The organism is Mesorhizobium sp. M0088 (assembly GCF_040322895.1).
Classification (GTDB): Bacteria; Pseudomonadota; Alphaproteobacteria; order Rhizobiales; family Rhizobiaceae; genus Mesorhizobium.
Window position 1 is genome coordinate 28779 of record NZ_JAMYUI010000028.1, and the last position, 24361, is coordinate 53139.

Sequence of the window (24361 nt, forward strand, 5' to 3'; positions counted from 1 at the left end):
AGGGAATTTGATCAACCCATGAAACCGAAAATCTTCATCGACGGCGAACACGGCACCACCGGCCTGCAGATCCGGGCGCTGCTTGCCGATCGCGGCGACCTGGAAATCATCTCGGTTCCCGCCGAACGCCGCAAGGAAACGGCCGCACGCGCCGAGTTCCTCAATGCCGCCGATGTCGCGATCCTGTGCCTGCCCGACGATGCGGCGAAGGAAAGCGTCTCGCTGATCGCCAACGACACCACCAAGGTCATCGATGCGTCGACCGCGCATCGCGTGGCGGAAGGCTGGGCGTATGGTTTCGCCGAGATGGACAAGGACCAGGCAAAGGCGATCGCCTCGGCAAAACGCGTCGCCAACCCAGGCTGCTGGCCGCAGGGACCGATCGCCACGCTACGGCCGCTGGTCACGTCAGGCCTGCTGCCGGCGGATTTCCCGATCACCGTCAACGGCATTTCGGGCTATTCGGGCGGCGGACGGCCGATGATCGAGGACTATGTCGCCAAGGGCGAGGAAGCCTCGGAATTCCTGCCCTACGGCCTCACGCTTCAGCACAAGCACGTGCCGGAATTGAGGGCCTATGCCAGGCTGTCGCATGATCCGATCATGCAGCCGGCGGTCGGCAATTTCGCGCAAGGCATGATCACCGTCGTGCCGTTGCAGCTTGGCGGCCTCGACCATGTGCCGACCGGTGCGGAACTGCATGCGGCGATTGCCGACCATTTCGCCGCCATCAAGGGCGGCGTGGTCGAAGTGGCGCCCTATGCGCATTCGGAGCGCATGCCGGAGATCGATCCCGAGGTCTACAACGGCACCAACCGGATGAAGGTCTATGTCTTTGCCAATGACAAACGGGCGCAGGCCCTGCTGCTGGCGGTCTATGACAATCTTGGCAAGGGTGCCTCCGGTGCCGCCGTGCAGAACATGGACCTGATGCTCGGCCTCTGATGGACACGCCAGCCTTTCCGGCGCGCTGGAAAGTCAGCGCGCCCGAACTCATTGCCGAGACCTTTTCGAGCCGCATCTGGAAGGTTTTGCGCGAAGACGGCTCGCCGGCGATCGTCAAGGCGCTCAAGCCTTTCGACGATGTCGCCGACGAGTTGCGCGGCGAGCATTATCTCGCCTGGCGGCGCGGCGAAGGCGCGGTGCGCCTGCTCGGCCGCGACGGCCACAGCATGCTGCTGGAATATGCCGGTGAAACGCTGCTTCAGCAGGTTCTCGAAGAACAGGGCGACTTTGCCGCGACCGCAATTGCGGCCGAGGTGATGGCGAAACTGTTTTCACAGGGGAAAGACCCCTTCCCGCCCGAACTTCAGCCGCTGAGGGAACGGTTCGCCAGCCTGTTCAACAAGGCAAATGCCGATCGCGACGCCGGCCATGAGAGCCTCTATGTCGAGGCCGCCACTATTGCCGACCGGCTGCTGGCCGATCCGCACGATATCAGGCCCCTGCATGGCGATCTGCATCACGAGAATATCCTGCACGGACCGCGCGGCTGGCTGGCTATCGATCCGAAGGGCGTTCTCGGCGACCCCGGCTTCGACGCCGCGAACATGCTCTACAACCCGCTCGGCCGGGACGATCTGTGCCTCGACCCTGAGCGGATCGCAGATATGGCCGGGATTTTTGCCAACACTCTGGGCCAGACACCACCCGCTATCCTCGATCATGCCATTGCCTATGGGTGCCTGTCGGCATCCTGGCACCATGAAGACGACAATGCTGTCGAGGAGAGCCGCGAATTGTCGATCGCCGAGGCGATCCGGGCGGTGCGGGCAGGCTTCTGATCCGGACCCGGTAGACCAGCTCGGGATCAGCCCCTGAGCGCTATTCCCGCCGGCAAGGGATAAGCACCCTTGGTGCCGCGCCAATGGGCGGCTGCAAACCCCAGGACGATGAGCGCAAATCCCTGATGGGTCAGCGCCAAATGCAGCGGCACATGCATCAGCAGCGTGCCGATGCCGATCGAAGCTTGGACCAGCACCAGTAGAAACAGCAGCGTCGCGCGCCGCGCATGCGTTGTTTCAGGCAGCCGCCGGCGCGTGGCGATCATGTGCCACAAGGCCACGGCGAAAACCGTGTAGGCGCCGAGCCGATGGATGAACTGCACCGTCTTCGGACTCTCGAAGAAGTTGCGCCACGCCGGCTCGAGGATCAGCAGATCGCCCGGGATGATTTTGCCGTCCATCAGCGGCCAGGTGTTGTAGCTCAGGCCTGCGTCGAGCCCGGCGACCAGGCCGCCGAGATAGATCTGGATCAGCGCCAGCAGCACGATGAAGCCGGCCAGCCTCTGCGTCGACCGATCGGCGGCGGGTTCGGAATGCGGCGCCAATCCTCGCGCGACCACCATGGTGGCGGTGAAGATCAGCGCGGCGAGTGTCAGGTGGGTCGCCAGCCGGTACTGGCTGACGGAGACCCGGTCGACCAATCCTGAAGCCACCATCCACCAGCCGATGGCGCCTTGCAGGCCGCCAAGCAGCAGAATGCCCACCAGCTTCGCTCCCAGGCCGCGCTCGATGCGGCGCGTCGCCCAGAAGAACATGAGCGGCAACGCAAAGACCAGGCCGACGCTGCGCGCCAGGATGCGGTGCGCCCATTCCCACCAGAAGATCGACTTGAACGCCTCAATGCTCATGCCCTTGTTGAGCTCGGCATATTGCGGGATCTGCTGATAGAGCTGGAATTCCTCTTGCCACTCGGCATCGTTGAGCGGCGGGATCACGCCATGGATCGGCTTCCACTGCGTTATCGACAGGCCGGAATCGGTGAGCCTGGTGGCGCCGCCGACCAGCACCAGCGCAAACAGCACCAGAAGCACCACATAGAGCCAGCCGCGCAGCAGCGCCCGGTTATGCAGGTCGCGGTCGCGGGCGACGTATGGCGCGGCAGCTGATATGGCAGCCATGATCTTGTCCCGGCAGGTTGATTTGGCGGATTGGTGGACCATCGCACCCGTGCTGGCAAGACCATACGGCGCGGCACGCCGTCGCGCCGCGTCTCACCGGTTGCACAGTTTCGCCTCAAGGCCTATGCGAGGCCAATACCCCTTGAGCCTGCCAAGCCGCCTGTGCAAATTCCGGCATGCTCGATCAGGAGACCAACCATGCCCCTGCGCCTGAAAAAGCTGATCGGAATGCTTCTGCTGGTGGCGCTGGTCATCATCTATGCGCTGGTCGCATCGATCTTCGCGGTCGCCCGGCTCTCGGAGTCGGGTCCGTGGGTGCATTTCCTTTTCTTCCTGCTCAGCGGCCTGCTCTGGGTGCTGCCGGCAATGGGCATCATCAAATGGCTGATGCTGGAGCCGAGGGCCAAGCGCTAGGGGAAACCGCCAGCGTCAGATGGTGACGACCATCTTGCCGGCATTGGCGAGCGGCGTCGTCACGCCCGACAGCATGGTGCGGATGTGGGCGAGGCTCTGGTAGCGGCCGTTGACGGAAATGCGCGGCAAGGCATGCAGGAACCCGGCATGCTCGGCGCGCAGCACGCCGTGGCGCGTCGTCACGGCGGAGGTATAGCCTGCGTCGCGGGCAAAGCCCACTTCGCGGCAGCCGACGGCGCTGGCATAGCCATAGGGATAAGCGAAATGGCGGGGCTCTTCGCCCAGTTCGGCCCGCAACATGGCGCGCACGGCGCCGACCTCGTGCCGGGCATCGGCTTCGGAAAGCCGCTTCAGATTGCTGTGGTTGATCGTATGGGCGCCGATCGTCACCAGCGGATGCGCGGCGATGCGGCGGATTTCATCCCAGTTCATCAATGTGCGCAAGCGTGGGCCGTCGGAGTCGATGCCGTTTGCGCGAGCTAGGTCACGCAACACAGCCTGCAGGTCCTCCTCGCGGATTTCGGCGGTGAGATAGGCGTGCAGGCGTGCATTGGCCTGCAGCTTCTTCGCGGGGGTCGAGCAATCGATTGTCAGGGGACCGTTCGGCCGCGTCAGAGTGAGGGTATCGCGCGCGTTGACGATGTCCTCGACAACGTCCCACCACAGGTCGGCTGTGCCGTTGATCAGCCCGGGCGCGACATAGATGGTGATCGGCGCGCCGTGCTTCTCGAGCACCGGCAGCGCCTCGACCATGTTGTCGCGATAGGCATCGTCGGCGGTGATCGTGGCAAACTGACCGCCTTTGCCGCCCACCTTGATGCACTCCACCGCTTCGTCCATGGAGACGAAGGCATAGCCATGCGCCTTCATGTCGGCGATCATGGCGTCAAGGAAGCCGGGCGCGATATTCAGATGCCGGTTGACGCTGTCCGGCTTTTCCGGCGTCGCGGTAACACGGTGCAGCATCAGGATGGCGCCAATGCCGCCGATGAACGGCTTGGCCAGCGGTGCAAGGCCGGTATAGCGGGCGACGTTCAGCGCCAGTTTCCGGATTGCCTCCCCGCCGTCGATCATTCATTCACCTTTTGCGCCTAGGCTGATCCAAGCACGGAATGCGCCTATGCGAACCCCCAAATCGCGATCAATACGCCCTAAGGATTGAGGTATGGTTGACGCAACTGCGTCATTTGACGGCAATCGGCTTGCGGCGACCGAGGCATCGTCGCGCGCCTTGCCACGGGACCATGCCGGCCTGTCGATTTCAGTGGCGTCCACGGACGGCCTCGCGGCCTATGCCGAGTTCTGCCGCTCGGCTCTGTTTGGGCCGGCGCAGAGTGCTGCCTGGGTCCAGAATTGGGCGGGCGAGACACGACCGGACCTGCTCGTCACGACGCTGAGTGCCGAGGGCAAACCGGTTTTTTCGCTGGCGCTGGAAGTTTCCTCCAAGGGGCCGTTCCGGATCGCCCGCTTCATGGGTGGGCGCCACGCCAACGGCAATTTCGTCGCCGCGGACCCGGACTGGCTGGCCAAAGCGGATATACCGGCCCTCCGATCGGTGCTGGCGGCCATCGCCAAGGCACGCCCGGACATCGATCTGGTCGCGCTCGAGCGGTTGCTGCCCGATCTCGACGGCGTCGCCAATCCGCTCGCATCGCTTGACCATTTTTCCAGCCCCAATCTGTCGCTGGCCGTCGATCTCGCCGGCGGCTTCGATGCGCTGCTTTCCCGCGCCAGCGGCAAACGCAAACGCAAGAAGCACCGGTCGCAGATCCGGAAATTCGAGGCCGTAGGCAGCTATCGGCGCATTGAGGCCCGCACCCCCGACGAGGTGGACACGCTGCTCGACGCCTTCTTCGAGATGAAGGAGCTCCGCTTCCGCAAGATGGGCATCGCCAATGTTTTTGGCGACGCGCAGGTACGCGGCTTCTTCCGCGCGCTGTTCATGCAGGCGCTTGCCGAGGACAAGCCTTCGTTCGTGCTGCACGGACTCGCGGTTGCCGGCAAGCTGCGCGCCATCACCGGTTCAAGCCGCTCGGGCAAACGCCTGATCTGCGAATTCGGAGCGATCGCCGAGGACGATCTCGGGCACGCCAGCCCCGGCGACTTCCTGTTCTTCGACAACATCCAGGAAGCCTGCGAGACTGGTTTCGAGGTCTATGACTTTTCGGTCGGAGATGAGCCTTACAAGCGGCTGTGGTGCGATATCGAAACGCGGCATTTCGAAGTGCTGGTCCCGTTGACCGTGAAGGGCCGCATGCTGGCGCTGACGCTTCGGCAAGGCGCGCGGCTGAAAGCCTTCGTCAAGAACAGCCCGATGATCTGGAAGCTGACCAAGGTGCTGCGCCGCAAAGCCGCCGGTCAGGCAGCGCCCTCGGAAGAAGATAGCTGACGCCATGAAGCCGATCATCCGCACACTGTCCCTGCAGGAACTGGGGCTTCTCGTCGACTGGGCGGCCGCGGAAGGCTGGAACCCAGGTCTTGAAGACCCGGCGATGCTCCAGGCGGCGGACCCCGAAGGCTTCATCGGCGCCTTTGTCGGCGACGACATGGCTGCGGCAATTTCGGCCGTGGCCTATGGAAGCGAATTCGGTTTCATCGGCCTCTACATCTCCCGGCCTGACATGCGCGGCATGGGCTACGGCAAGACGGTGTGGGACGCCGGCATGAAAAGGCTCGTTGGCCGGACCGTCGGCCTTGACGGCGTCGCCGAGCAGCAGGCCAATTACCGGCGCAAGGGCTTCGCACCGGCCTACGAGACCATCCGCTTCACCGGGCGCAAGGCAGGCCCGGCGGTCAGGGACGATGGGCTGCGGATGATTACAAAGCAGCTCCTGTCCGACATCGTCGCCTATGACTCCCATTGTTTTCCGGCGTCACGATGGGCCTTCCTGCAGGGATGGCTGCAGGAACCGCATCATGGACTGGCGGCGATCGGTTCGCGCGGCGTCACCGGCTTTGGTGTGGCGCGCCGCTGTCGATCCGGCTTCAAGATCGGCCCGCTGTTTGCCGACGACATGGAAACCGCTTTGCAACTCCTGGAGGGACTGGCCGGTGCCTGTGAGGGCGGCGAGCTGCACATCGACGTCCCCGCCGATAACACCGGCTTCATAACTGCGCTCGATGCGGCCGGCTTTGCGCCGACCTTCACCACCACGCGCATGTACAAAGGTCCTGCCCCGGAACTGGACCTGCAAAGGGTGTTCGGCGTAACGACGCTTGAACTGGGATAGATCGGGCGAACCGCAGAACGGTTCCGCCAAGCGATCCGCGGCTCCCTCAGGCAGCGGCAGTGCGCCGTCCCGGGACCGGATTGCCGGGCGGTTCGTGGCCGAGCGGCGTCACCAGCGTCAGGTCGGGGTAGCCGTTCTCGATCAGCTTGACCGCAGCCTGCGTCACCTCATCGTCGGCCTCCAGCATGGAGAGAAAGACCTCGGTGGCATCGCCGGTCAGGCGGCCGATGCCTTGCGCGTCGGCCGGTCCGCACTCGACCACGACCAGGTCGTAGGCTGTCGTCAGCGACTGCATGATGATCGGCAGCCGGTCGGCGGCACGCATGGCACGAACCGGATCGGCGGTTCCGACGGGAATGACGTGACAGTCCGAGTAGAGATCGGCGTGGATGACGTCGCTGAACTGCGCTTCCGAAGCGAGCAGGTTGGTGATGCCCGGGAAAAGGCCGCTGTCCAGCATCGGCCGCGAGGCGGCCCCCGACGCGGTGAGGTCCAGCAACAGCACGCGCAGCCCGGCGTCGGCGACCTCGCGCGCCACCAGGATCGCGGATGCAGCCGCCTCGTCGCCTTCCGGCGAGACGAATATGGCGCGCGCCGCACCGCTGGAGATCAGCTTTTCGGCAGCTTTCTCGATATCGATCTCGCCCAAGGTGGAACGCGCCGGTTCGGGCTCGACAGCCGTTTGCTCTGTCGCCGCAGTTGCGGGCATTGCGACCACATCCGGCGCCTCGGCCATGGCCGGCATCGCGGCGGCATAGGGCTCCGCATCTGCTTCATCCGCAGGTTCAGGCAGCTCCTGGCGAACGACGGGGTCCTGCAAAACGGCAGGCTCCTGGCGGAGAAATGGCTTGGCGACCGGCGCCTGCGCCACATGGGGCATTGCGACCTCATCGATCCGTTCGAAACGGGAACCGCTCGCCGGCCGCATCGCGCGGCCTGAAAACAGCTCCCGCAGAAGCGTCACGATGGCCATGATCAGCAGCGATGCGGCGAAAGCCGCGCCGACGATCGGCCCGACCTTCGGGAAATAGGCCTCGGAGGGAACAGAAGCCTTCGAGGCGATCCGGGCGTCGACCGGCAGATAGTTGCGATCCTGGCGCGATGCCGCTTCGCGGTAGTTGGTCAGGTAGAGCTCGAGTTGCTGTCGCTTGGCGGTCGCGTCGCGCTGCAGTGCGTCGAGATCGACCTGCTGTTCGCCGGCCTGCGCCGAAGCGGCCTTCAACGTGTTGACGTCGGCGACAAGCTGGTTCTCGCGGGCCTTTGCCGTCTCGGCCTGCATCAACAGGCCTTTCATGATCTTCTGGGCCTCGCTGCGGATCTGCGCGTCGAGATCGGACAGTTGCGATTTCAGCGCGCGAATGCGCGGATGATTGCCAAGCAGTGTCGTCGACAGATCGGCGATGTTGGAGCGCAATTCGACCTGTCGCTCACGCAAGCGTTGGATCAGGTCCGATGACAGAACCTCCGGCACGGCATCCAGCGAACCGCCATTCTGCAGCGCCCTGCGCACACCGTCGGCGGTCGCTTCCGCAGCGGCGTGGTTGGCGCGCACTTTCGACAGTTCGCTCGACAGTTCTGAAAGCTGCTGGGTGGCCAGCACCGAATTGTTGCCACCCATCAGAAGATCGGACTGGGCGCGATAAGCGGCGACCTTCGCCTCGGCATCCTTAACCTGCCGCTGCAGGTCGGCGATTTCCGGCGCCAGGAAGTCCGCCGCGGCGCTGTTCGATTCGAGCTTGGCCGCCCCTTGCCCCGCTATATAGGCGGCGGCGATAGCGTCTGGTATGGCGGCCGCGAGCTTGGGATCTTCCGATGAGAACTCGATGGCAATGATGCGGGTCTTCTCGACGCCATAGACGTTGAGCTTCTCGTGCATTTTCTTCAGCACGCGCTCTTCCGTCGGAATTTCCATCGGGTCGCTTTTCAAGCCGACCAGGACCAGAGCGCGGCTCAGCGCCGACATGTCGAGCGCTTCATTGAACTCGGGCAGTTTTTCCAGACCGAGCTTTTGCGAGACCTGCTTGAGGATTTCGTTGGAGGAAATGATCTGGACCTGGGTGGCGACGCCCTGTTCGTCGAGAATAGGCTTGTCGGTGTCGTTGTTGTTGCTGGCCGGCCGCGTGTAGATGGATTCGCGCGGCGCGATCTCCACCTGCGTCTCGGCTTTGTAGTGCCGGGTTGCCAGCGAGGCGAAAGCGAAGGCCAGCCCGGTTGCCAACAGGACGACGAGGACTATACGCAGCCAGTTCCTCGCCAGGCTGGCGAAGAGCTGCCTGAGATCGACATCGACATCTGCGGCCGCGGACTGAACGGACATGCATCCCTACTCCGATACTGGGTCAGCACGCACCGTAAACAACTATGGTAACTCAGCCGTTAAGATCGTGGTAAGTTTCCGTTAGGGTTTACTGGCGGGTGACAAACAAAACCGCCAAAAATCACAAAAACTCTTGCCGATGCGCCACGTGTCGGCCGCTCCCTTTACCGGCCATTAACCCTAACAGGATGATAACGGACCTCGATCCCTAGAGTTGCTGCGACGTTGCAGCGACCAGTCGAAGGTACCTGTCCGGCCATGAAAAGCACTGCTTCCCTGTTTCGCGCGCTGCTTGCCGTATCGATGCTGGCTGGCTGTTCCAGCTACCGGCCGACGCCGGCCGCCTTCCATGAGGTGCTCGATCAGCCCTACCGTCTTGGCGCCGGCGACCGCGTCCGCGTGACCGTGTTCGAGCAGGACGGGCTGACCAACACCTACAGCGTCGATCAATCCGGCTATCTCTCCTTCCCGCTTGTCGGCGCCATACCAGCGCGCGGCCACACCGCGCAGCAAATGGAAAAGGAGATTGCCGACAAATTGCGGCAAGGCTATCTGCGCGATCCCGACGTTTCGGTCGAGATCGACCGCTACCGCCCGATCTTCGTCATGGGCGAAGTGGGTGCCGCCGGCCAATATTCCTATGTTCCCGGCCTGACGGTGCAGAAGGCGATCGCCATTGCCGGCGGCTTCACGCCGCGCGCCAACCAGGAAAGCGTCGACATCACCCGCGACATCAACGGCAAGGTGATGACCGGCCGCGTGGTCACCTCCGACCCGCTGCTGCCGGGCGATACGGTCTACGTCCGCGAACGTCTGTTCTGACAGATACCAAGTGGCGGACAGGCTCAGGATCGTCCATTGCTTTCGCTCACCCGTCGGAGGAATTTTCCGGCATGTGCGCGACCTGGCCGAGGCGCAGGTCGCCGCCGGGCATTCCGTCGGCATCGTCTGCGATTCGACGACAGGCGGCACGTTCGAGGAACATCTGTTCGAGCAGATGAAGGACTTGCTGGCGCTCGGCATTCATCGCACGCCGATGCAGCGCCACGTCGGTCCCGGCGACCTTGCCTCGGCCTGGCGCACGTACAGGATCATCAAGGAATTGCGGCCGGACGTACTGCATGGGCACGGCGCCAAGGGTGGCGCCTATGCCCGTCTGTTCGGCTCATTGTTGCGGGTATCAAGGTCTCGCGTAGCCCGCCTTTATTCGCCGCATGGCGGCTCGCTCCACTATGACGAGAACACGACCACCGGAAAGCTGTTCTTCGCGCTCGAGCGCTTCATGGCTCGCTTCACCGACTATCTGCTGTTTGTCTCGGACTATGAGCGGCGGACCTATCGCCACAAGGTAGGCGAGCCGCCCATTCCCAACACCCTCGTCTATAACGGCCTGCGCGCCACTGAATTCGAGCCGGTGATCACCGCGCCGGACGCAGCCGACCTGCTTTATATCGGCATGATGCGCGACCTGAAGGGACCGGACATCTTCATCGACGCATTGGCGCTCGCCGGCCCGCGGTTCGGCCGCGCGCTGACCGCGGTGATGGTCGGCGACGGCGACGACCTTCCGCGTTACCACGGGCAAGTGAAACGCCTCGGGCTCGAGCGCCATGTCCGCTTCCTGCCGCCGATGCCGGCCAGGGAGGCCTTTGCCCTTGCCGCGCTTATCATCGTTCCCTCGCGCGCCGAAGCCATGCCCTATATCGTCCTGGAAACGCTTGCCGCGGGAAAGCCGATGATTGCAACCGCGGTCGGCGGCATTCCGGAGATATTCGACACCGGTTCCCCTGCCCTGATCCGACCCGACCCGATCGAGCTCGCCGACAGGATGAGCCAGGCGCTGGCCGACCCGGCCGCCTATCGCGACCTGATGCCCGATGGCGCCAACCTCAAGGCACGCTTCGGCGCCGATGTGATGGCCGCCGACGTCGAGAAGGCCTATTTCGCCGCGCTCGGCAGGTAGGCACAGGATCAAGCCGTTCCAAAGCCATACGTTGTTTCAAGGGTTTCTTAGCTCTCTTTTGCTATGACCGTGGGGAAGCTTGCGGAAAGCCCTCATGAACGAGATCGACCCCGCGCGCCGCTTTTCAGCAGAGGCGGTGCGTAAATTCGACGGCCCGGCCGATGGCGACACGCCAAGCGGCATGAACGATGTCGCCCGCCAGGTCGCCTCGCAGTACAGGCGCGATACGATGTCGCCGATCATGGTCAGCGGTGTCCTGCGCATGGTCGAATTCGGCTTGCTGTTCCTGTCCGGGCTTGCCGTCTATTTCCACTATGTCGGGTTCTTCAACTATCTCGCCTGGCAATATCCGGTGACGATGGCAGCGGGCTCGTTCCTTGCCGTGGTGCTGCTCGACGTCACCGACTGCTACCAGATCGTCGCCCTGATGCGGCCCATCGCCAATTTCGGCCGCGTGCTGCTCGTCTGGGCCGGCACTTTCGCCCTGATGGCGCTGACGGCGTTCGTCATGAAGATGTCGGAAGACTATTCGCGCCTTTTGTTCGGCAGTTGGTTCGTCGTCGGCTTCGTTCTCATCTTCGGCCTCAGGCTGGTGATGTCGAGGCTGATCCGGGCCTGGGCGCGCGATGGCCGCATGGAACGGCGCGCCGTCATCGTCGGCGGCGGCAAGGCGGCGGAAATCCTGATCCGCTCGGTCGAAAAGCAGCCCTACAACGATATCCGCATCTGCGGCATCTTCGACGATCGCGGCGACAAGCGCTCACCGCCCATCGTCGCCGGCTACCCCAAGCTCGGCACCATTTCGGAACTGATCGAGTTCGCCCGCATCGCCCGCATCGACATGCTGATCGTATCGCTGCCGCTGACCGCCGAATCGCGCGTTCTGCAACTGCTGAAGAAGCTGTGGGTGCTGCCGGTCGACATCCGGCTTTCGGCGCATTCCAACGCGTTGCAGTTTCGCCCGCGCGCCTATTCCTACATCGGCGCGGTGCCGATGCTCGACATCTTCGACAAGCCGATCAACGACTGGGATTCTGTGGCCAAACGCGCCTTCGACATCGTCTTCAGCCTGATCGGCATCGTCGTGTTCTCGCCGGTGATGCTGGCGACCGCCATCGCCATCAAGCTCGACAGCAAGGGTCCGGTGCTGTTCCATCAGAAGCGGCACGGTTTCAACAACGAGATCATTGAGGTCTACAAGTTCCGTTCGATGTATACGGACAAGGCCGACCCGACCGCCAAGCAGACGGTGACCAAGAACGATCCTCGCGTCACCCGCGTCGGCCGCTTCATCCGCAAGACCTCGATCGACGAGCTGCCGCAGTTCTTCAACTCGCTGCTCGGTTCGTTGTCGCTGGTCGGCCCGCGTCCGCACGCCATCGCCGCGCAGTCGCATAACCTGCTCTACAACGAGGTGGTCGACGGCTATTTCGCCCGCCACAAGGTCAAGCCCGGCGTCACCGGCTGGGCGCAGATCAATGGCTGGCGCGGCGAGATGGACACCAACGAAAAGATCCGCATGCGGACGGAGTATGACCTCTACTACATCGAGAACTGGTCGCTGCTGTTCGATTTGCGGATCCTGTTCCTGACGCCGCTCCGGCTCTTGAACACGGAAAACGCCTATTGAGCGCGATCAGCCATGATCTGCCGCGCGCGGCGGTCAACGCCAAGCTGGTCGCGCTGATTTCCTCGGGCGCGGTCTTCCTCGGCATTCTGCTGTCCGGCTTCGTCATCAGCGAGCCGGCGCCCTATGAGCTCTACATGGCCGGGCTGATCGCCATCTGGGCGCTTTTCGGCTTGAGGATTTCCCGCGCGGCCACGCCGCTGCTGGTGCTGCTGGTGACGATGAACATCGGCGGCATGATCTCCATGACGCAGATGGCGGACCTTGCCAACACGCCGCTCTACCTCGCCGTGTCGCTGTTTCTCGCCTTCAGCGCGGTGTTCTTCGCATCGATCACCGCCGTACAGCCGAACCTCTACCGGCTGATCTTCATTGCCTATGTGGTTTCGGCCGTGGCCACATCGCTGCTTGGCATTGCAGGCTACTTCCACGCCTTTCCAGGCGCGGAGATGTTCACCAAATACGATCGTGCCGCCGGCGCCTTCCAGGACCCGAACGTGTTCGGCCCCTTCCTAGTGCTGCCCGGCATCTATCTGCTCTATCTGCTTTTGACCGGACCGGTGACACGCATGCCGCTGCTGGCGGTACCGCTGCTGATCATCACCGCCGGCATCTTCTTCTCCTTCTCGCGCGGCGCCTGGGGCATGTTCGCCGTCTCGGCCGTCCTGCTCACCGGCTGCCTGTTCCTGCAGAGCGCCAGCGGCAAGTTCCGGCTGCGCGTGGTGGTGATGACGATTGCAGCACTGGCGCTGCTGGTCGTCGCCATGATCGTCATCCTGCAGCTGCCCGGCGTGTCGGAGATGTTCTCCAACCGTGCCCATCTCGAACAGAGCTACGACACCGCCCGCCTCGGCCGCTTCGCCCGCTACGGCATCGGCTTCCAGATGGCGATGGAGCATCCGTTCGGCATCGGTCCGCTGGTCTTCGGCACGATCTTCGGTGAAGACACCCACGACATCTGGCTGAAGATGCTGATGGATTATGGCTGGCTCGGCTTCGTGTCGTTCCTCACACTCGTCGCTTGGACGATGGCAGCCGGATTCCGCATCCTGCTGCGCGACCGGCCGTGGCAGCCCTATCTCCTGTGCGCCTATGTCGCCTTCATCGGCAATATCGGGCTCGGCACCTTCATCGACATCGACCACTGGCGCCATGTCTACCTGCTGCTCGGCCTGATCTGGGGCGCCATCGCGCTGGAATACAGCCATCGGCGGCTGTTGCGGCCGGCCTTGCAGGGCTCGCCGGCACCGGCAATCGCAGCGGGATAAAAGTCGCGGAATTCGGTTGACCCGCACCGGGTTATCACGATACATCGCGACCGGTCCGGAGTGTAGCGCAGCCCGGTAGCGCACTTGACTGGGGGTCAAGGGGTCGTCGGTTCGAATCCGGCCACTCCGACCAATTATATCAAGGACTTACCCCCAAAGTCCTTTTTGACAGAACTCTTGGATTCGCGACGCGGGTATTTGTTCGGGTAACAAGCCTACTTCCAACTGATTCATTTGGTTGATTTCTAATTTCAAGATTTCCATGAAGTTGGCGCCTTCCGGGATTGACGCTACTGAAGTTGTGCGCATTTGCTCTGGCAGGCTCGCACATTGGTACGAATCGGCGACTTAGTGAGCAGACATTGAAATGACCAAGCTCCCAGTTGCACTGCACAAAGATCCAATCGCTAATGCGGTTTTTGAGATCCGGTTCTCGTCGGACGTAACCGGAATTTCGGACATTCTGCCTGGACTGATGTTCTCGAAACTCCGCGGACGTTATGACCGGGTAATCACTCTACCGGCTGGGGAAATGCCGCCTGCTCTCCGAGCACAACTACCCAACAGTGAATACCAGAGCGTCAAAAGCCTCGTAGGCAAACGTACGAGCATTAATTTTGCTGAGCGCTCTTTGGTCGTTGAGCTAGTGCGCCCATATTGGGGCTGGAAGGCGTTTAAGGAACTGATTTGTGAAGTTCTTGGCACCGTCCGAGACACTGAATTGGTGTCGAAAGTGGAGCGTTGCTCCATCCGCTACACCAATGTTTTGGAGGGCACAGGAAGCAATTCTGTCTTCGATGCGCTCAACGTGTCAGGGACGGTTGGGGATTTTAAGATCAAAGAAGATGGTTTCCACCTACGAGTGGAAACGCTTTTGGACGATGGAATCCTCGCCATTATTCAAGTCGCGAATTCGGCCATGGTCGAAATCCAAGACGCGATTTCACATGTCAAATTGAGCGGAATTTTATTGGATGTGGACTGTATTTTGTCGAGTTCGCTAGACAATTTTTGGCAAGAATTTCCGGATCTCATCGAGATGATCCATTCCGGTGAGAAGCGCGTATTTTTCGGAATGCTGAACGACAAGACATTGCAGGCCTACGGGCCAAAGTGGGAGTAACTCCGTGATGTTCACCGCCAACACTGTCCAGACCAGCTCAACCATGACTTCACAAAGCGCCGTGGCGCTGCTGGCAGCGCTCGTTCAATGCGCAACGCCTTTTACCTCGGCGCATGCTCAGGTTGCTCCGCGGCAGGTACTGGTTAAGTACGAAAGAAGTGAATCCAGCGACGCACCTCGGATGATCGTTCGCGACACCACGAACTCGGATGAACTTCTTGCGGCTGACCTACACTCCTTTTTCAACAGACTCGCTGCGGCTCAGACTGACGTTGAGGAGGAGTTCTTGCCTGCCCTCTATGACAAACGAACTGATTTTTACACCTTGCTCTAAATGGCGATGGAATCCACCGTTTCCGGGGCTTCAGGTTCGTTGGCTGACGAACTGGCAAAGGTGTTTCCGCGCTATCTGACGGACGCCAGTAAGGACGAACTTCGGAAGCGCATCCAAGCCTACCCGAACAATCAAAACTTTTATTCGACCAAATGGGAAGGCCCACCGGGGCCGCTCCAAGGTGATGGCTGGAATGGCTTTGAAAAGTTGGATTTTGCCACTGCCAACCGATACCCGGTGGCCGGGATCGTAATTTCAAATAGCTGCGATATCGACGAGGAAAACAAATCTCTGCGAATGCGAAACATTGTGTTCGCTCCCATTGTCCCCCTTTCCAGATACGCTGATCAGTTGCGTTCCTCTGGGAAGCTCTCGGACGAGAAAATTGCGACGCATCTGGGCGCGATAAAGAGCCAGCAGAAAACAGAGCTATTCTATCTCCCGGAATCAAATCGGACGCCTGAAGCTATTGTGCAATTCGACGACGTCGCGACACAGCCCTTGGGCGCTTTCGCGGAAGCTCCAAAGAAAGAGCGTCTCTTCAGGCTCAATAACTATGGCTTCTACATTCTGCTCATGAAATTTTCGATTCATTTTACCCGCTTTGGAGAGGCACTTGATAGAGCCGGCTAACACCTCCGCAGTGTTCGTAGCCATCGGTGCCCTCTGAGGCCCCTCTCTCGAAAGCACCAAGCACCTGAGCACCGGTCAAAGAGTCGTCCGCTAGATTTCGGGCGCTCGGACCAGAAACCAAGGACTTGGGCCGATAGTTCAGACCATTGATCACCCCTACATCTGACCAAGGGTATTGCCTGGGTAGTCACGTAGGCATTTTTTCATATGGGATGATAGAGTTTCCGCCGAGTGGAGGGGGAAGATGCAGAAGCTTGTTACGGTCAAAAATTCTGTTGTTGAGTTGGTTTCCGTCGGCGTTTTCGGAGCGATGTCGGGAGCGGTCATCTTTGCCTTCTTAGCCGACAGAATAGCGTCAACCGCTGAATACGCGACTTTACTAAGTGGCTTCGGCGGGGCCGTCTTAGGATCCGGTATGAGCGCCTTCGTGGCGCTCGTGCTCGCGAGGCAGACAGCGAAGGAAACTCTGGATAGGGACATCGGCGCTAGAAACGCCGAGCAGCAATCTTACGCGCTTCGCCTGATGGTAAAGGCCTCATTGATTTTGAGCGATGTCGTTGCCATTCAGCGCACGATAGAATCATCGCTATCTGATGCGAATGATCGGCATCTGACCTCGCTACCTCTTTGGAAGCGCATTCTGCCGATCGTGGGGAGCTACCAGCTATACGATGTCGATGCTGCTGAGCTATCGCCCCTTATCGCAGCAAAAGACAGTGACCTCATGCAATCTGCCGTAACGCTTTTCATGCAACATCGAAACTTGGTCGAGGCGGTTAAGGTCTACAGCGAAAAAAGGGACCTAGTTAAAGGCCATATTACACATCACATCGCGTCAGCAGATGGCGTCATCACCTCTGATCTAACCAAAGAAGAGGTGTCGCGGTTGGCGCCGCTAGAGATGGAACTTGAAAGCCTCGTAAAAAATATCAGGTCGATGATTCCAGATTTGGTAACCTTGGGAGAACAGGTGACCTATGGCGTCGGACCGGCGATGAGAAAATTCTATGCCGACGATGAGTTCCCTGTGTTTAAGCCAATATCTTCACCGGATCAGCCGTCCCATCCGCCGACAGTGGCGGCCGAAGTCGGGGCAAAATCTCAGAACGTGTCCTCTACCGTCGGCTAGAATTCTATGTTGGGCCTGATCTACCCTTGGCACACATCAACCCATTCGGCCCCAATCAGCTCAACCATGCGCTGCGGGCTGATCCGCACGGCCGCGTTGGTGGCGCCGGCGGCAGGCACCACCTCGTCGAATTCACGCAGCGACACGTCGCAGTAGACCGGCAGCGGCGCCGGCAGGCCGAACGGGCAGACGCCGCCGACCGGATGGCTGGTTGCTTCGACAACCTCGGTGGCGTCGAGCATACGCGGCTTGCCGCCGAACTGGTCCTTGAACTTGCGGTTGTCCAGCCTGGCGATGCCGCTGGTCACCACCAGCATGGTGCGGTCGCCGACGCGCAGGCAGATCGTCTTGGCGATCTGTGCCGGCAGCACGCCATGCGCCTCGGCCGCCAATGCCACCGTAGCCGAGCTCGCTTCCGTGACGATGACGTCGATGTCGGGTGCATGGGTGTCGAAGAAGGCACGAACGGATTCCAGGCTCATGTCGAAAACCCATGGTTCAAAAACTTGAAGGACGGCATATTGCTGTCCAGCAGCCGAGGCCGCCGCGCGTATAAGCACGTGCGGCATACAAATCGGCAAGCCCCAGGCTGAAGCAGAATGCCGCGGCAGGTACAAAGAAACCCGCCAAGAGACCTTGGCGGGTTCTCTGGAATGCCTGGTGCGGATCTACGCCAGCGATCGACCTTGCGCCGCCGGCGTCGGCGCAGCCGGGGTGATCAGAGCCTCCTGGGGAAGGTGAAGCGCGGACACAATACGACGCAGCTTCGACGGGTCGGTCACTCTGCCGCTTTCGATATCCTCAATCTCGTCCACCGCCAGGCCGCATGTCAGGGAGAGCTCTTCCACGCTGTAACCGCGGGTCTCCCGCATCGCTCTGAGGGTGTTGTAATCTGGCCCGCTCCCGTTGGTTGCCGGTCCGGAGTGGGGTTCGCTTTTCGCATTATGGGGCATTGGCAACTCCATGACTGAAAGAGTTTGATCAAATGAGGAGTGTTGCCTGAGACGGTCGGGAAGATGCCCTCTCGCCGGCGATTTGCCAAGAGCCAAAAGGGCCGTCACGGGATCGTGAACCGGGTGCCTGGCGCGGCCCTCTCGCGCACACGTCGCGATCAAGTTGTTTTGAAGGCCTGATCGGCCTTTTGCCGGCAGTTTCGCCGCGCCCATTCGTTATCTCCGGGTCGCTGGCGTGAAACCATCCGGTTCCAGCCAGTTCGTTCCCGGAAGGATTTTTTGCAATGAACCTGAAGACAGTCATGGTCGTGCTCGGCACGATTTCCAGCCTTTCCGTCGCCGGCGCAGGCGCCGCCCAGGCCGCAGACGCGCTGCGTGTGCGCGGCACGGTGGTCAGTTTCGAACCCACGCTGCTCACCGTGAAAACGCGCCAGGGCGATACCGATGCGATCAAGCTCAAGGCTGGCTGGAAGATCTCGGGCGTCGCCAACGCCTCGGCAAAGGACATCAAGCAGGGCGATTTCCTCGGCATTGCCTCTGTTTCGAAAGCGGATGGCGGCAGCGGCGCCCTGGAGGTGGTGGTCTTTCCGGCCGCGCTGAAAGGCACTGGCGAAGGCGATCGTCCCTGGGACCTGCAGCCAAACAGCCGGATGACCAACGGCACCGTCGCCGACGTTACCGATATAAGCGGGCGATCCGTCACGCTGACCTATGACAATGGCCAGACCAAGAAGATCTCGATCCCCGACGCCACGCCCGTCGTGACCTTCGCGCCGGCGACGCCGACCGACCTCAAGCCGGGTGCGACGGTCTTCGTCACCGCTGAGCGGGGCAGCGACGGCGCGCTGAGCGCCAGCCGCGTCGTGGTCGGAACCAACGGCGTCGTGCCACCGATGTAGTCGGACAGGCGGCCCAATGGCCGTCTCTCTCGATCTTGCCGTGCATGGTGGCGGGAGGCTGGATTGGGCAGAAACAGTCCAGAAACAAAATTCTACAATCGGGAAATACTGACGAAAAAATTCAGGCGCGTAATTCCATTCGCGGCGGCCGGGCTATCGCCCCGATCCATATGCGCCCGCGAAACAAAAGGAAACCATCCATGAAGAAGTCCCTCCTCTCGGCCCTCGGGCTTGCAGTTGCATTGGCTTTCACGGTGCCCGTCATCGGCGCGACGAGCGCGGATGCGGCCCCGATGGCCAAGCATCATCGTCACCACCATCATCACCGCCACCATGTCCGCCACCACCATCATCACCGCCACCACCACCATGTGATCGGAAACAAGGCCTAAGCACCGCAGACCGCCACCGAGAAGACCGGCCTTGGCTTCCTGTCCAAGGCCGGCTACTCCGCCCCGCGAGGCTCGATCTCGGACTGGATCGACAATTCACGCAAATCCACGCCGCGACGTCGTCGTCTATCCCGGCGCTGGTATGGCACCACGACCAATCCGGCGTTCGCCAGCGAAATCGAGCGGCTCTGGCGGCTCGACCAATCGCATTGCGCCGGCGGCACAGAGGTGCGAGGCGCCTCCAGCGACAACAGACATAGCCGACCGCAAGGAAAATGACGGATCACCTTGAGGCGAGCCGTCACTTCTCATGCTCGTATCCCTGGGATTGGGTTCTAGAATTCAGCGCCGGCTGAACAGCAGACTGGCGACAAGACCGAGCACCACAAGGCCCACCGCCGCGGCAGCCGCCGGATGGTCGCGGGCCGACCTCTCGATCACCCTGCCCTGTTTACGGATTGCCGGCATGGCGTCGCGCAGGCGCCCGGCAAGATCGGAATAGGTGTCCAGCGCGGCATCGCGACCGTCCTCGTAATACGCGCCGCCTCGCCTTGCCACGGCCCTCTTCAAGCTGGCCAGTTCCTTGGTAAGAGCCGCGACCTGCCTGTCGAGATCGATGTCGGAGAGGGTCGAAAATGATGCCATTGGTATGTTTCCTTCACTTGCAGAAGGAAGCGTAACGCCTCACCGGAAGACGGGTTCCGGCTTTCGAACTATCGATGTCGCGTCGGGCCGCGGTCAGCGCACCTGGTCAAGCAGGCGCTTGCATTCCAGGAGGTCGAACAGCGCCTCCTGCAGCAAGGCCCTGTTGTCGCGCGAGAGTTTCGACGCATCCGGCTGCACCGGACCCTCCTCGTCGCTCTTGCCCAGGCCGAAAAAGCGGCGGCTGGGTTTGACGCGGGGCTGGCCAACCAGTTCGTCGTCCATGCCGCGCGGCTGGGCCGCAGGCGTCAGCGGCACCTGATCGGCCTGCTTTCGCTGCGAGATCGCCTCTACGGCGGCCATGTCGCCATTGCCGATGGCAACCAGGAAATGGTTGCCGTTCTCGCGCAACAGCTTCTGCACGCCCTTGATGGTGTAGCCCTGGTCGTAGAGCATGTGGCGGATGCCCTTGATCAGCTCGACATCCTGCGGCCGGTAGTAACGACGGCCGCCGCCGCGCTTCATCGGCTTGATCTGGTTGAAACGCGTTTCCCAGAAGCGCAGCACATGCTGCGGCAGATCGAGATCTTCGGCGACCTCGCTGATGGTACGAAAGGCGTCGGGGCTCTTGTCCATGGGCGAATCCTCACGCTGGACGATGATCCGGCCTACCTGCCGAATCGGGGCTTATTTCAGCGGTTTATGAAGCAATATTCAAGCCCGGCGTCATGGCGGCGACGGTTTTCAACCGCGCAGTAGGACTACTTGCCGCTTTTGGCCTTGCCGCTCTGATGGGAGCGCAAGATACGGCTCTTCAGCACATTCGACGACTTGAAGGTCATCACCCGACGCGGCAGGATCGGCACTTCCTCGCCGGTCTTGGGATTGCGGCCGATGCGTTCGTTCTTGGAGCGGACGTGGAATGTCGCGAAGGACGACAGCTTCACCGTTTCGCCGCGCACGATGGCTTCGCAGATTTCATCCAGCACCGCTTCGACGAGTTCGGCCGATTCAGTGCGCGACAGGCCGACCTTCCGGTAAACTGCCTCGGCAAGGTCGGCGCGCGTAAGTGTCTTTCCCCCCATGCGACCGTCCCATCAGCTCAAAACATAAAATTCGGCACAACAACGGCAGAGCCTAAGTAATTGATCCGTCAAGGTCAAGGACCGAAACTGGACCGTTCGGCACTTACCAGCGAACCAGGACAGCGCCCCAGGTGAAGCCGCCACCCATCGCTTCCAGGAGGACGAGATCGCCCTTCTTGATGCGGCCGTCGGCGACGGCCACCGACAGCGCCAACGGCACGGAAGCAGCCGAGGTGTTACCGTGCAAATCGACCGTAACCACCACCTTTTGCTCAGCTATCCCGAGCTTCTTGGCGGAAGCGTCAATAATTCGTTTATTGGCCTGGTGGGGCACGAACCAGTCGAGATCATCGGCTGAGATACCCGCTTGCGCGAACGTCGCCTCGATGACGTCGGTGATCATGCCGACCGCATGCTTGAAGACTTCGCGGCCCTCCATCCGGAGGTGGCCGACCGTACCCGTGGTCGACGGCCCGCCGTCGACGAAAAGCTTGTCCTTGTGCGTGCCGTCGGAGCGCAGGCTGGCCGCCAGAACGCCATGGTCGGCGATCGCACCCGTCCCCTCGCCTGCTTCCAGGATCATGGCACCGGCGCCGTCGCCGAATAGCACACAGGTCGAGCGGTCGCTCCAGTCGAGGATGCGCGAGAATGTTTCCGAACCGATCACCAGGACACGCTTGGCCAGGCCGCCGCGGATGTAGAGATCGGCGGTGGTCACGGCATAGACGAAGCCCGAACAGACCGCCTGCAGGTCGAAGGCAAAGCCGTGATGCATGCCGAGCCGGTTCTGGATCTCGACGGCAGTGGCCGGGAATGTGTTGTTGGGCGTCGAGGTCGCCAGCACGATCAGATCGATGTCGGCGGGCGTGAGGCCGGCATTGGCAAGTGCGGCACGTGCCGCTGCTTCCCCCAGCGAAGCCGTGGTCTCGTCGTCACCAGCGATATGGCGCTGGCGAATACCGGTACGCTGGGCGATCCACTCGTCGGAGGTCTCGACCATGCCTTCGAAATCGGCATTCTTCATGATTCGGCGGGGCAGCGCGGCGCCCGTGCCGCGCACGACTGATCTGATCAAAGTTCTTTCCTATTCCTTTGCGTCGGTGACGACGTCGGATTTCCTAGATGACAGGGCACGCGGGTTGCGCGCATGAAACAGATCCAGATCGGCCTCGATGCGGTCGAGGAGGTTGTTGCGGACCATGTCATAGCCGAGTTCGATCGCGGCGGCGAACCCGTCAGAATCAGCACCGCCATGGCTTTTGACGACGATGCCGCTCAACCCCAGGAAAACGCCGCCGTTGGACCGGCCGACATCCATCTTTTCGCGCAGGCGATCGAAGGCGCCCTTGGCGAAGATGTAGCCGATCCTGGCCATCAGAGTCCGGCTCATCGCCGCGCGCAGATAGCCACCGATCTGGCGCACCGTGCCTTCCGCCGTCTTCAGCGCGATGTTGCCGGCAAAGCCTTCGGTGACGACGACGTCGACCACGCCCTTGCCGATATCGTCACCCTCGACGAAACCGTGATAGTTCATCGAGGCCATGTTGGCTTCGCGCAGCATGCGCCCGGCCTCCTTGACCTCTTCCTGGCCCTTGATCTCCTCGACGCCGACATTGAGCAGGCCGACGCTGGGCCGGGCTATGCCGAAGACCGAGCGCGCCATGCCGGTGCCGAGAATGGCAAAATCAATGAGCTGTTGCGCATCGGCCCCAATGGTCGCGCCGACGTCCAGCACCACGCTTTCGCCGCGCAATGTCGGCCAAAGGGCTGCGATCGCCGGGCGATCGATGGTGGCCATGGTGCGCAGGCAAAATTTCGACATCGCCATCAGCGCGCCGGTGTTGCCGGCGGAAATGCAGGCGTCGGCCGTGCCGGCCTTGACCGCTTCGACGGCCTTCCACATCGATGACTTCCAGCGGCCGTGGCGCAGCGCCTGGCTCGGCTTGTCGTCCATCCTGACCGCAATTTCGCAATGGAAGAATTCGCTGATCTCGGCGAGCTTGGGAAATTTGGCAAGCTCCGGGCGCACGACCTCCTCACGCCCGAAGATGACGAAGCGGATGTCGGGACGACGGGTCGCAACCGTCATGAGCGCTGGAATGACCACGGCTGGTCCGTGATCGCCGCCCATGGCATCGATGGAAATCCTGATCACGCGGTATTTATCTCACGGTTAGGCGGCAGGTCGCTTGAGCGACCGCGAAGGTTCGGCGAAAATAACGGTTTTGGGCTGCCGCACAACCGACTTTTCCGTCGCGGGCGAGCTTTTCAGGATTTTCCCAGCAAGGATCGCAGTTTTTGCTGAAATTCATTCTCCGCCGGTTCGGTCTCGCTGCCGGCATTGAGCGATGCGCCCTGCTTACGCGGATAGGGGTCGATGGCGAGCCCGAAATACTGTTCGGCGAGTGCCCCGACATCGATCGTGTCACCGGAAAATGTCTCTGGACTGTCAGGGCCTTCCGCATCGAGCAGGATCTCGCCGCCACCATCGAAGCCCTGCCGTCCGAGCTTGGAATCCTCGGGCAGCAGCAGCGCTTCGACCGGTTCGTCGATATGCGCTTCGACAGGCTCGAGCGTGACGATGCAGGCCTGAGTGATGTCGGCCTCGACGCGGCCGCTGATCTTCACGCCATTGCGCTTCCACGACGCCACCAGAAGCTCGGCGCGATAGGATTCGACCGAAATCAGCCCGTGCTCCTCGGCCAGTGCCGCACGCTGTGCGGCATCGGCCTCGATAACCAGCGGGAGGCCCTTCTGCGGCAGGCGCGTAATGTTGGCGCGGAAGGAGACCGGGCTTTGCGGGTCAACATGCTTCATTGTTCAACCTCCTTGGCGGCGGGAAAGGTCAGCGTGCCGGAGACAATCGATTCGGATGGCTGCGCGGCCAGATGACTGCGCGCGTCGGTAACATAGTTGGCCAGCAGCGATGCTTCCAACCAGGCGCCCGCGTCGGGCCGGACATTGCGGGCAAGAGCCGCGGTCAGCCCGTCATGGTCGTTTCTTTCCAGGGCATCGTCATAGGCAGCGGTACGGCCATAAAACATCTTTGCCAGCTTTTTCATGCGTTTGGGCACGCCAACGTCGCCAATGCCCAATTCCCGCAACGAATGGTCGACGTCGAGGAAGAACTCGTCGATCAGCACCTGGGCGACCTCCTGCGCCGCACCGCTCTCCCCGCGCAACCTGTGCTGGAACAGGAACATGTGCAGCGACAGCATCTCGAAACGGCCAAGCGGCGTATCTGGCACATTCCAGTGGGAATAAAACACAGTCTGCCGCGCCGCCGCCACGATTTGTGCGTAAAGCGCCTCGGTGATAGCGCGGTTGGCGTAGCGTTCGCGGCCAAAAAAGCGCTGGAACATTGGGGATGGTCTCCTGGGGACCGTTTGTTGAAGTGGGCTTGTTGCATCGGCAAGCAAGCTGGTTTACCGGTTTCGCGGCCCAGCGCAA

Annotated in this window: 27 protein-coding genes and 1 tRNA gene; 16 read left to right on the top strand and 12 right to left on the bottom strand. The window is 61.6% G+C overall.

What is annotated here, in order from left to right:
- Window positions 1-18: 18 nt before the first annotated feature.
- Together argC and NKJ67_RS28180 are read left to right on the top strand one after the other, a co-directional pair.
- Entirely contained in the window at window positions 19-945 is a 927-nt protein-coding gene (gene argC, locus NKJ67_RS28175) for an N-acetyl-gamma-glutamyl-phosphate reductase (protein WP_352584464.1), read from the top strand.
- A complete protein-coding gene (locus NKJ67_RS28180) occupies window positions 942-1784 on the top strand; it encodes an aminoglycoside phosphotransferase family protein (protein ID WP_352584538.1) in 843 nt (280 codons plus the stop codon). The genes argC and NKJ67_RS28180 overlap by 4 nt, the downstream gene beginning before the upstream one ends.
- Window positions 1785-1810: 26 nt before the next feature.
- Here NKJ67_RS28180 and NKJ67_RS28185 read toward each other — a convergent pair whose 3' ends face one another.
- Entirely contained in the window at window positions 1811-2902 is a 1092-nt protein-coding gene (locus NKJ67_RS28185; protein ID WP_352584466.1) for a COX15/CtaA family protein, read from the bottom strand.
- Between the two features lie 198 nt (window positions 2903-3100).
- Here NKJ67_RS28185 and NKJ67_RS28190 point away from each other — a divergent pair, with 198 nt between their 5' ends.
- Complete coding sequence (locus NKJ67_RS28190) at window positions 3101-3316, top strand: DUF2842 domain-containing protein (protein ID WP_352552823.1); 216 nt, start codon at window positions 3101-3103, stop codon at window positions 3314-3316.
- Between the two features lie 15 nt (window positions 3317-3331).
- On the opposite strand, the gene NKJ67_RS28195 is transcribed toward NKJ67_RS28190, so the two are convergent.
- Complete coding sequence (locus NKJ67_RS28195; RefSeq protein ID WP_352552825.1) at window positions 3332-4390, bottom strand: polysaccharide deacetylase family protein; 1059 nt, start codon at window positions 4388-4390, stop codon at window positions 3332-3334.
- 91 nt (window positions 4391-4481) lie between these two features.
- Here NKJ67_RS28195 and NKJ67_RS28200 point away from each other — a divergent pair, with 91 nt between their 5' ends.
- Both NKJ67_RS28200 and NKJ67_RS28205 read left to right on the top strand, forming a co-directional pair.
- Window positions 4482-5705, top strand: a complete 1224-nt coding sequence (locus tag NKJ67_RS28200) for a GNAT family N-acetyltransferase (protein WP_352552827.1) — start codon at window positions 4482-4484, stop codon at window positions 5703-5705.
- Between the two features lie 4 nt (window positions 5706-5709).
- Entirely contained in the window at window positions 5710-6546 is an 837-nt protein-coding gene (locus NKJ67_RS28205) for a GNAT family N-acetyltransferase (RefSeq protein WP_023810260.1), read from the top strand.
- A 46-nt stretch (window positions 6547-6592) separates the two neighbouring features.
- On the opposite strand, the gene NKJ67_RS28210 is transcribed toward NKJ67_RS28205, so the two are convergent.
- Window positions 6593-8863, bottom strand: coding sequence for a GumC family protein (locus tag NKJ67_RS28210; RefSeq protein ID WP_352584468.1), 2271 nt, complete (start codon window positions 8861-8863; stop codon window positions 6593-6595).
- A gap of 258 nt (window positions 8864-9121) precedes the next feature.
- Here NKJ67_RS28210 and NKJ67_RS28215 point away from each other — a divergent pair, with 258 nt between their 5' ends.
- The 9 genes from NKJ67_RS28215 (at window position 9122) to NKJ67_RS28255 (ending at window position 16940) form a co-directional block, all read left to right on the top strand.
- A complete protein-coding gene (locus NKJ67_RS28215) occupies window positions 9122-9685 on the top strand; it encodes a polysaccharide biosynthesis/export family protein (protein WP_013532220.1) in 564 nt (187 codons plus the stop codon).
- Between the two features lie 10 nt (window positions 9686-9695).
- On the top strand, window positions 9696-10826 hold the full coding sequence (locus NKJ67_RS28220) for a glycosyltransferase family 4 protein (protein WP_352552831.1): 1131 nt from the start codon (window positions 9696-9698) through the stop codon (window positions 10824-10826).
- A gap of 94 nt (window positions 10827-10920) precedes the next feature.
- Window positions 10921-12456 (top strand): undecaprenyl-phosphate glucose phosphotransferase, encoded by a 1536-nt coding sequence (locus NKJ67_RS28225; RefSeq protein WP_352552833.1) that lies wholly within the window; start codon window positions 10921-10923, stop codon window positions 12454-12456.
- Window positions 12453-13721, top strand: coding sequence for an O-antigen ligase family protein (locus NKJ67_RS28230; RefSeq protein WP_352552835.1), 1269 nt, complete (start codon window positions 12453-12455; stop codon window positions 13719-13721). The genes NKJ67_RS28225 and NKJ67_RS28230 overlap by 4 nt, the downstream gene beginning before the upstream one ends.
- A gap of 56 nt (window positions 13722-13777) precedes the next feature.
- Window positions 13778-13854: transfer RNA gene (locus NKJ67_RS28235), tRNA-Pro, on the top strand.
- A gap of 234 nt (window positions 13855-14088) precedes the next feature.
- A complete protein-coding gene (locus NKJ67_RS28240; RefSeq protein WP_352552837.1) occupies window positions 14089-14844 on the top strand; it encodes a TIGR04255 family protein in 756 nt (251 codons plus the stop codon).
- A gap of 7 nt (window positions 14845-14851) precedes the next feature.
- Window positions 14852-15178 carry a hypothetical protein gene (locus tag NKJ67_RS28245; RefSeq protein WP_352552839.1) on the top strand — a complete coding sequence of 109 codons (327 nt, stop codon included), beginning with the start codon at window positions 14852-14854 and terminating at the stop codon, window positions 15176-15178.
- 39 nt (window positions 15179-15217) lie between these two features.
- Window positions 15218-15811 (top strand): hypothetical protein, encoded by a 594-nt coding sequence (locus NKJ67_RS28250; protein WP_352552841.1) that lies wholly within the window; start codon window positions 15218-15220, stop codon window positions 15809-15811.
- 244 nt (window positions 15812-16055) lie between these two features.
- Window positions 16056-16940 carry a hypothetical protein gene (locus tag NKJ67_RS28255; protein ID WP_352552843.1) on the top strand — a complete coding sequence of 295 codons (885 nt, stop codon included), beginning with the start codon at window positions 16056-16058 and terminating at the stop codon, window positions 16938-16940.
- Window positions 16941-16960: 20 nt separating this feature from the next.
- Here the strand turns inward: NKJ67_RS28255 and NKJ67_RS28260 are convergent, their stop codons facing one another.
- A complete protein-coding gene (locus tag NKJ67_RS28260) occupies window positions 16961-17422 on the bottom strand; it encodes a YbaK/EbsC family protein (protein WP_352552844.1) in 462 nt (153 codons plus the stop codon).
- 186 nt (window positions 17423-17608) lie between these two features.
- On the bottom strand, window positions 17609-18106 hold the full coding sequence (locus NKJ67_RS35205) for a helix-turn-helix domain-containing protein (RefSeq protein ID WP_502902456.1): 498 nt from the start codon (window positions 18104-18106) through the stop codon (window positions 17609-17611).
- A 71-nt stretch (window positions 18107-18177) separates the two neighbouring features.
- Between NKJ67_RS35205 and NKJ67_RS28270 the strand changes: the two genes are divergently transcribed.
- Window positions 18178-18792 (top strand): hypothetical protein, encoded by a 615-nt coding sequence (locus NKJ67_RS28270; RefSeq protein ID WP_352584470.1) that lies wholly within the window; start codon window positions 18178-18180, stop codon window positions 18790-18792.
- A 200-nt stretch (window positions 18793-18992) separates the two neighbouring features.
- Entirely contained in the window at window positions 18993-19184 is a 192-nt protein-coding gene (locus NKJ67_RS28275) for a hypothetical protein (RefSeq protein ID WP_164781747.1), read from the top strand.
- A 342-nt stretch (window positions 19185-19526) separates the two neighbouring features.
- Here the strand turns inward: NKJ67_RS28275 and NKJ67_RS28280 are convergent, their stop codons facing one another.
- The 7 genes from NKJ67_RS28280 to NKJ67_RS28310 all read right to left on the bottom strand — a co-directional run bounded on the left by NKJ67_RS28280 (window position 19527) and on the right by NKJ67_RS28310 (window position 24273).
- A complete protein-coding gene (locus NKJ67_RS28280; RefSeq protein ID WP_127270978.1) occupies window positions 19527-19829 on the bottom strand; it encodes a hypothetical protein in 303 nt (100 codons plus the stop codon).
- Between the two features lie 93 nt (window positions 19830-19922).
- Window positions 19923-20462 carry a MerR family transcriptional regulator gene (locus NKJ67_RS28285; RefSeq protein ID WP_127270980.1) on the bottom strand — a complete coding sequence of 180 codons (540 nt, stop codon included), beginning with the start codon at window positions 20460-20462 and terminating at the stop codon, window positions 19923-19925.
- Window positions 20463-20587: 125 nt separating this feature from the next.
- A complete protein-coding gene (locus tag NKJ67_RS28290) occupies window positions 20588-20911 on the bottom strand; it encodes an integration host factor subunit alpha (RefSeq protein WP_013532231.1) in 324 nt (107 codons plus the stop codon).
- A gap of 103 nt (window positions 20912-21014) precedes the next feature.
- A complete protein-coding gene (locus NKJ67_RS28295) occupies window positions 21015-21986 on the bottom strand; it encodes a beta-ketoacyl-ACP synthase III (protein WP_127320649.1) in 972 nt (323 codons plus the stop codon).
- Window positions 21987-21995: 9 nt separating this feature from the next.
- A complete protein-coding gene (gene plsX, locus NKJ67_RS28300; protein ID WP_352584473.1) occupies window positions 21996-23066 on the bottom strand; it encodes a phosphate acyltransferase PlsX in 1071 nt (356 codons plus the stop codon).
- A 113-nt stretch (window positions 23067-23179) separates the two neighbouring features.
- Window positions 23180-23728: a YceD family protein gene (locus NKJ67_RS28305; RefSeq protein WP_027162417.1), complete on the bottom strand. Its 549-nt coding sequence runs from the start codon at window positions 23726-23728 to the stop codon at window positions 23180-23182.
- Window positions 23725-24273, bottom strand: coding sequence for a ubiquinol-cytochrome C chaperone family protein (locus NKJ67_RS28310; protein WP_127329707.1), 549 nt, complete (start codon window positions 24271-24273; stop codon window positions 23725-23727). The genes NKJ67_RS28305 and NKJ67_RS28310 overlap by 4 nt, the downstream gene beginning before the upstream one ends.
- Between the last annotated feature and the right edge of the window lie 88 nt (window positions 24274-24361).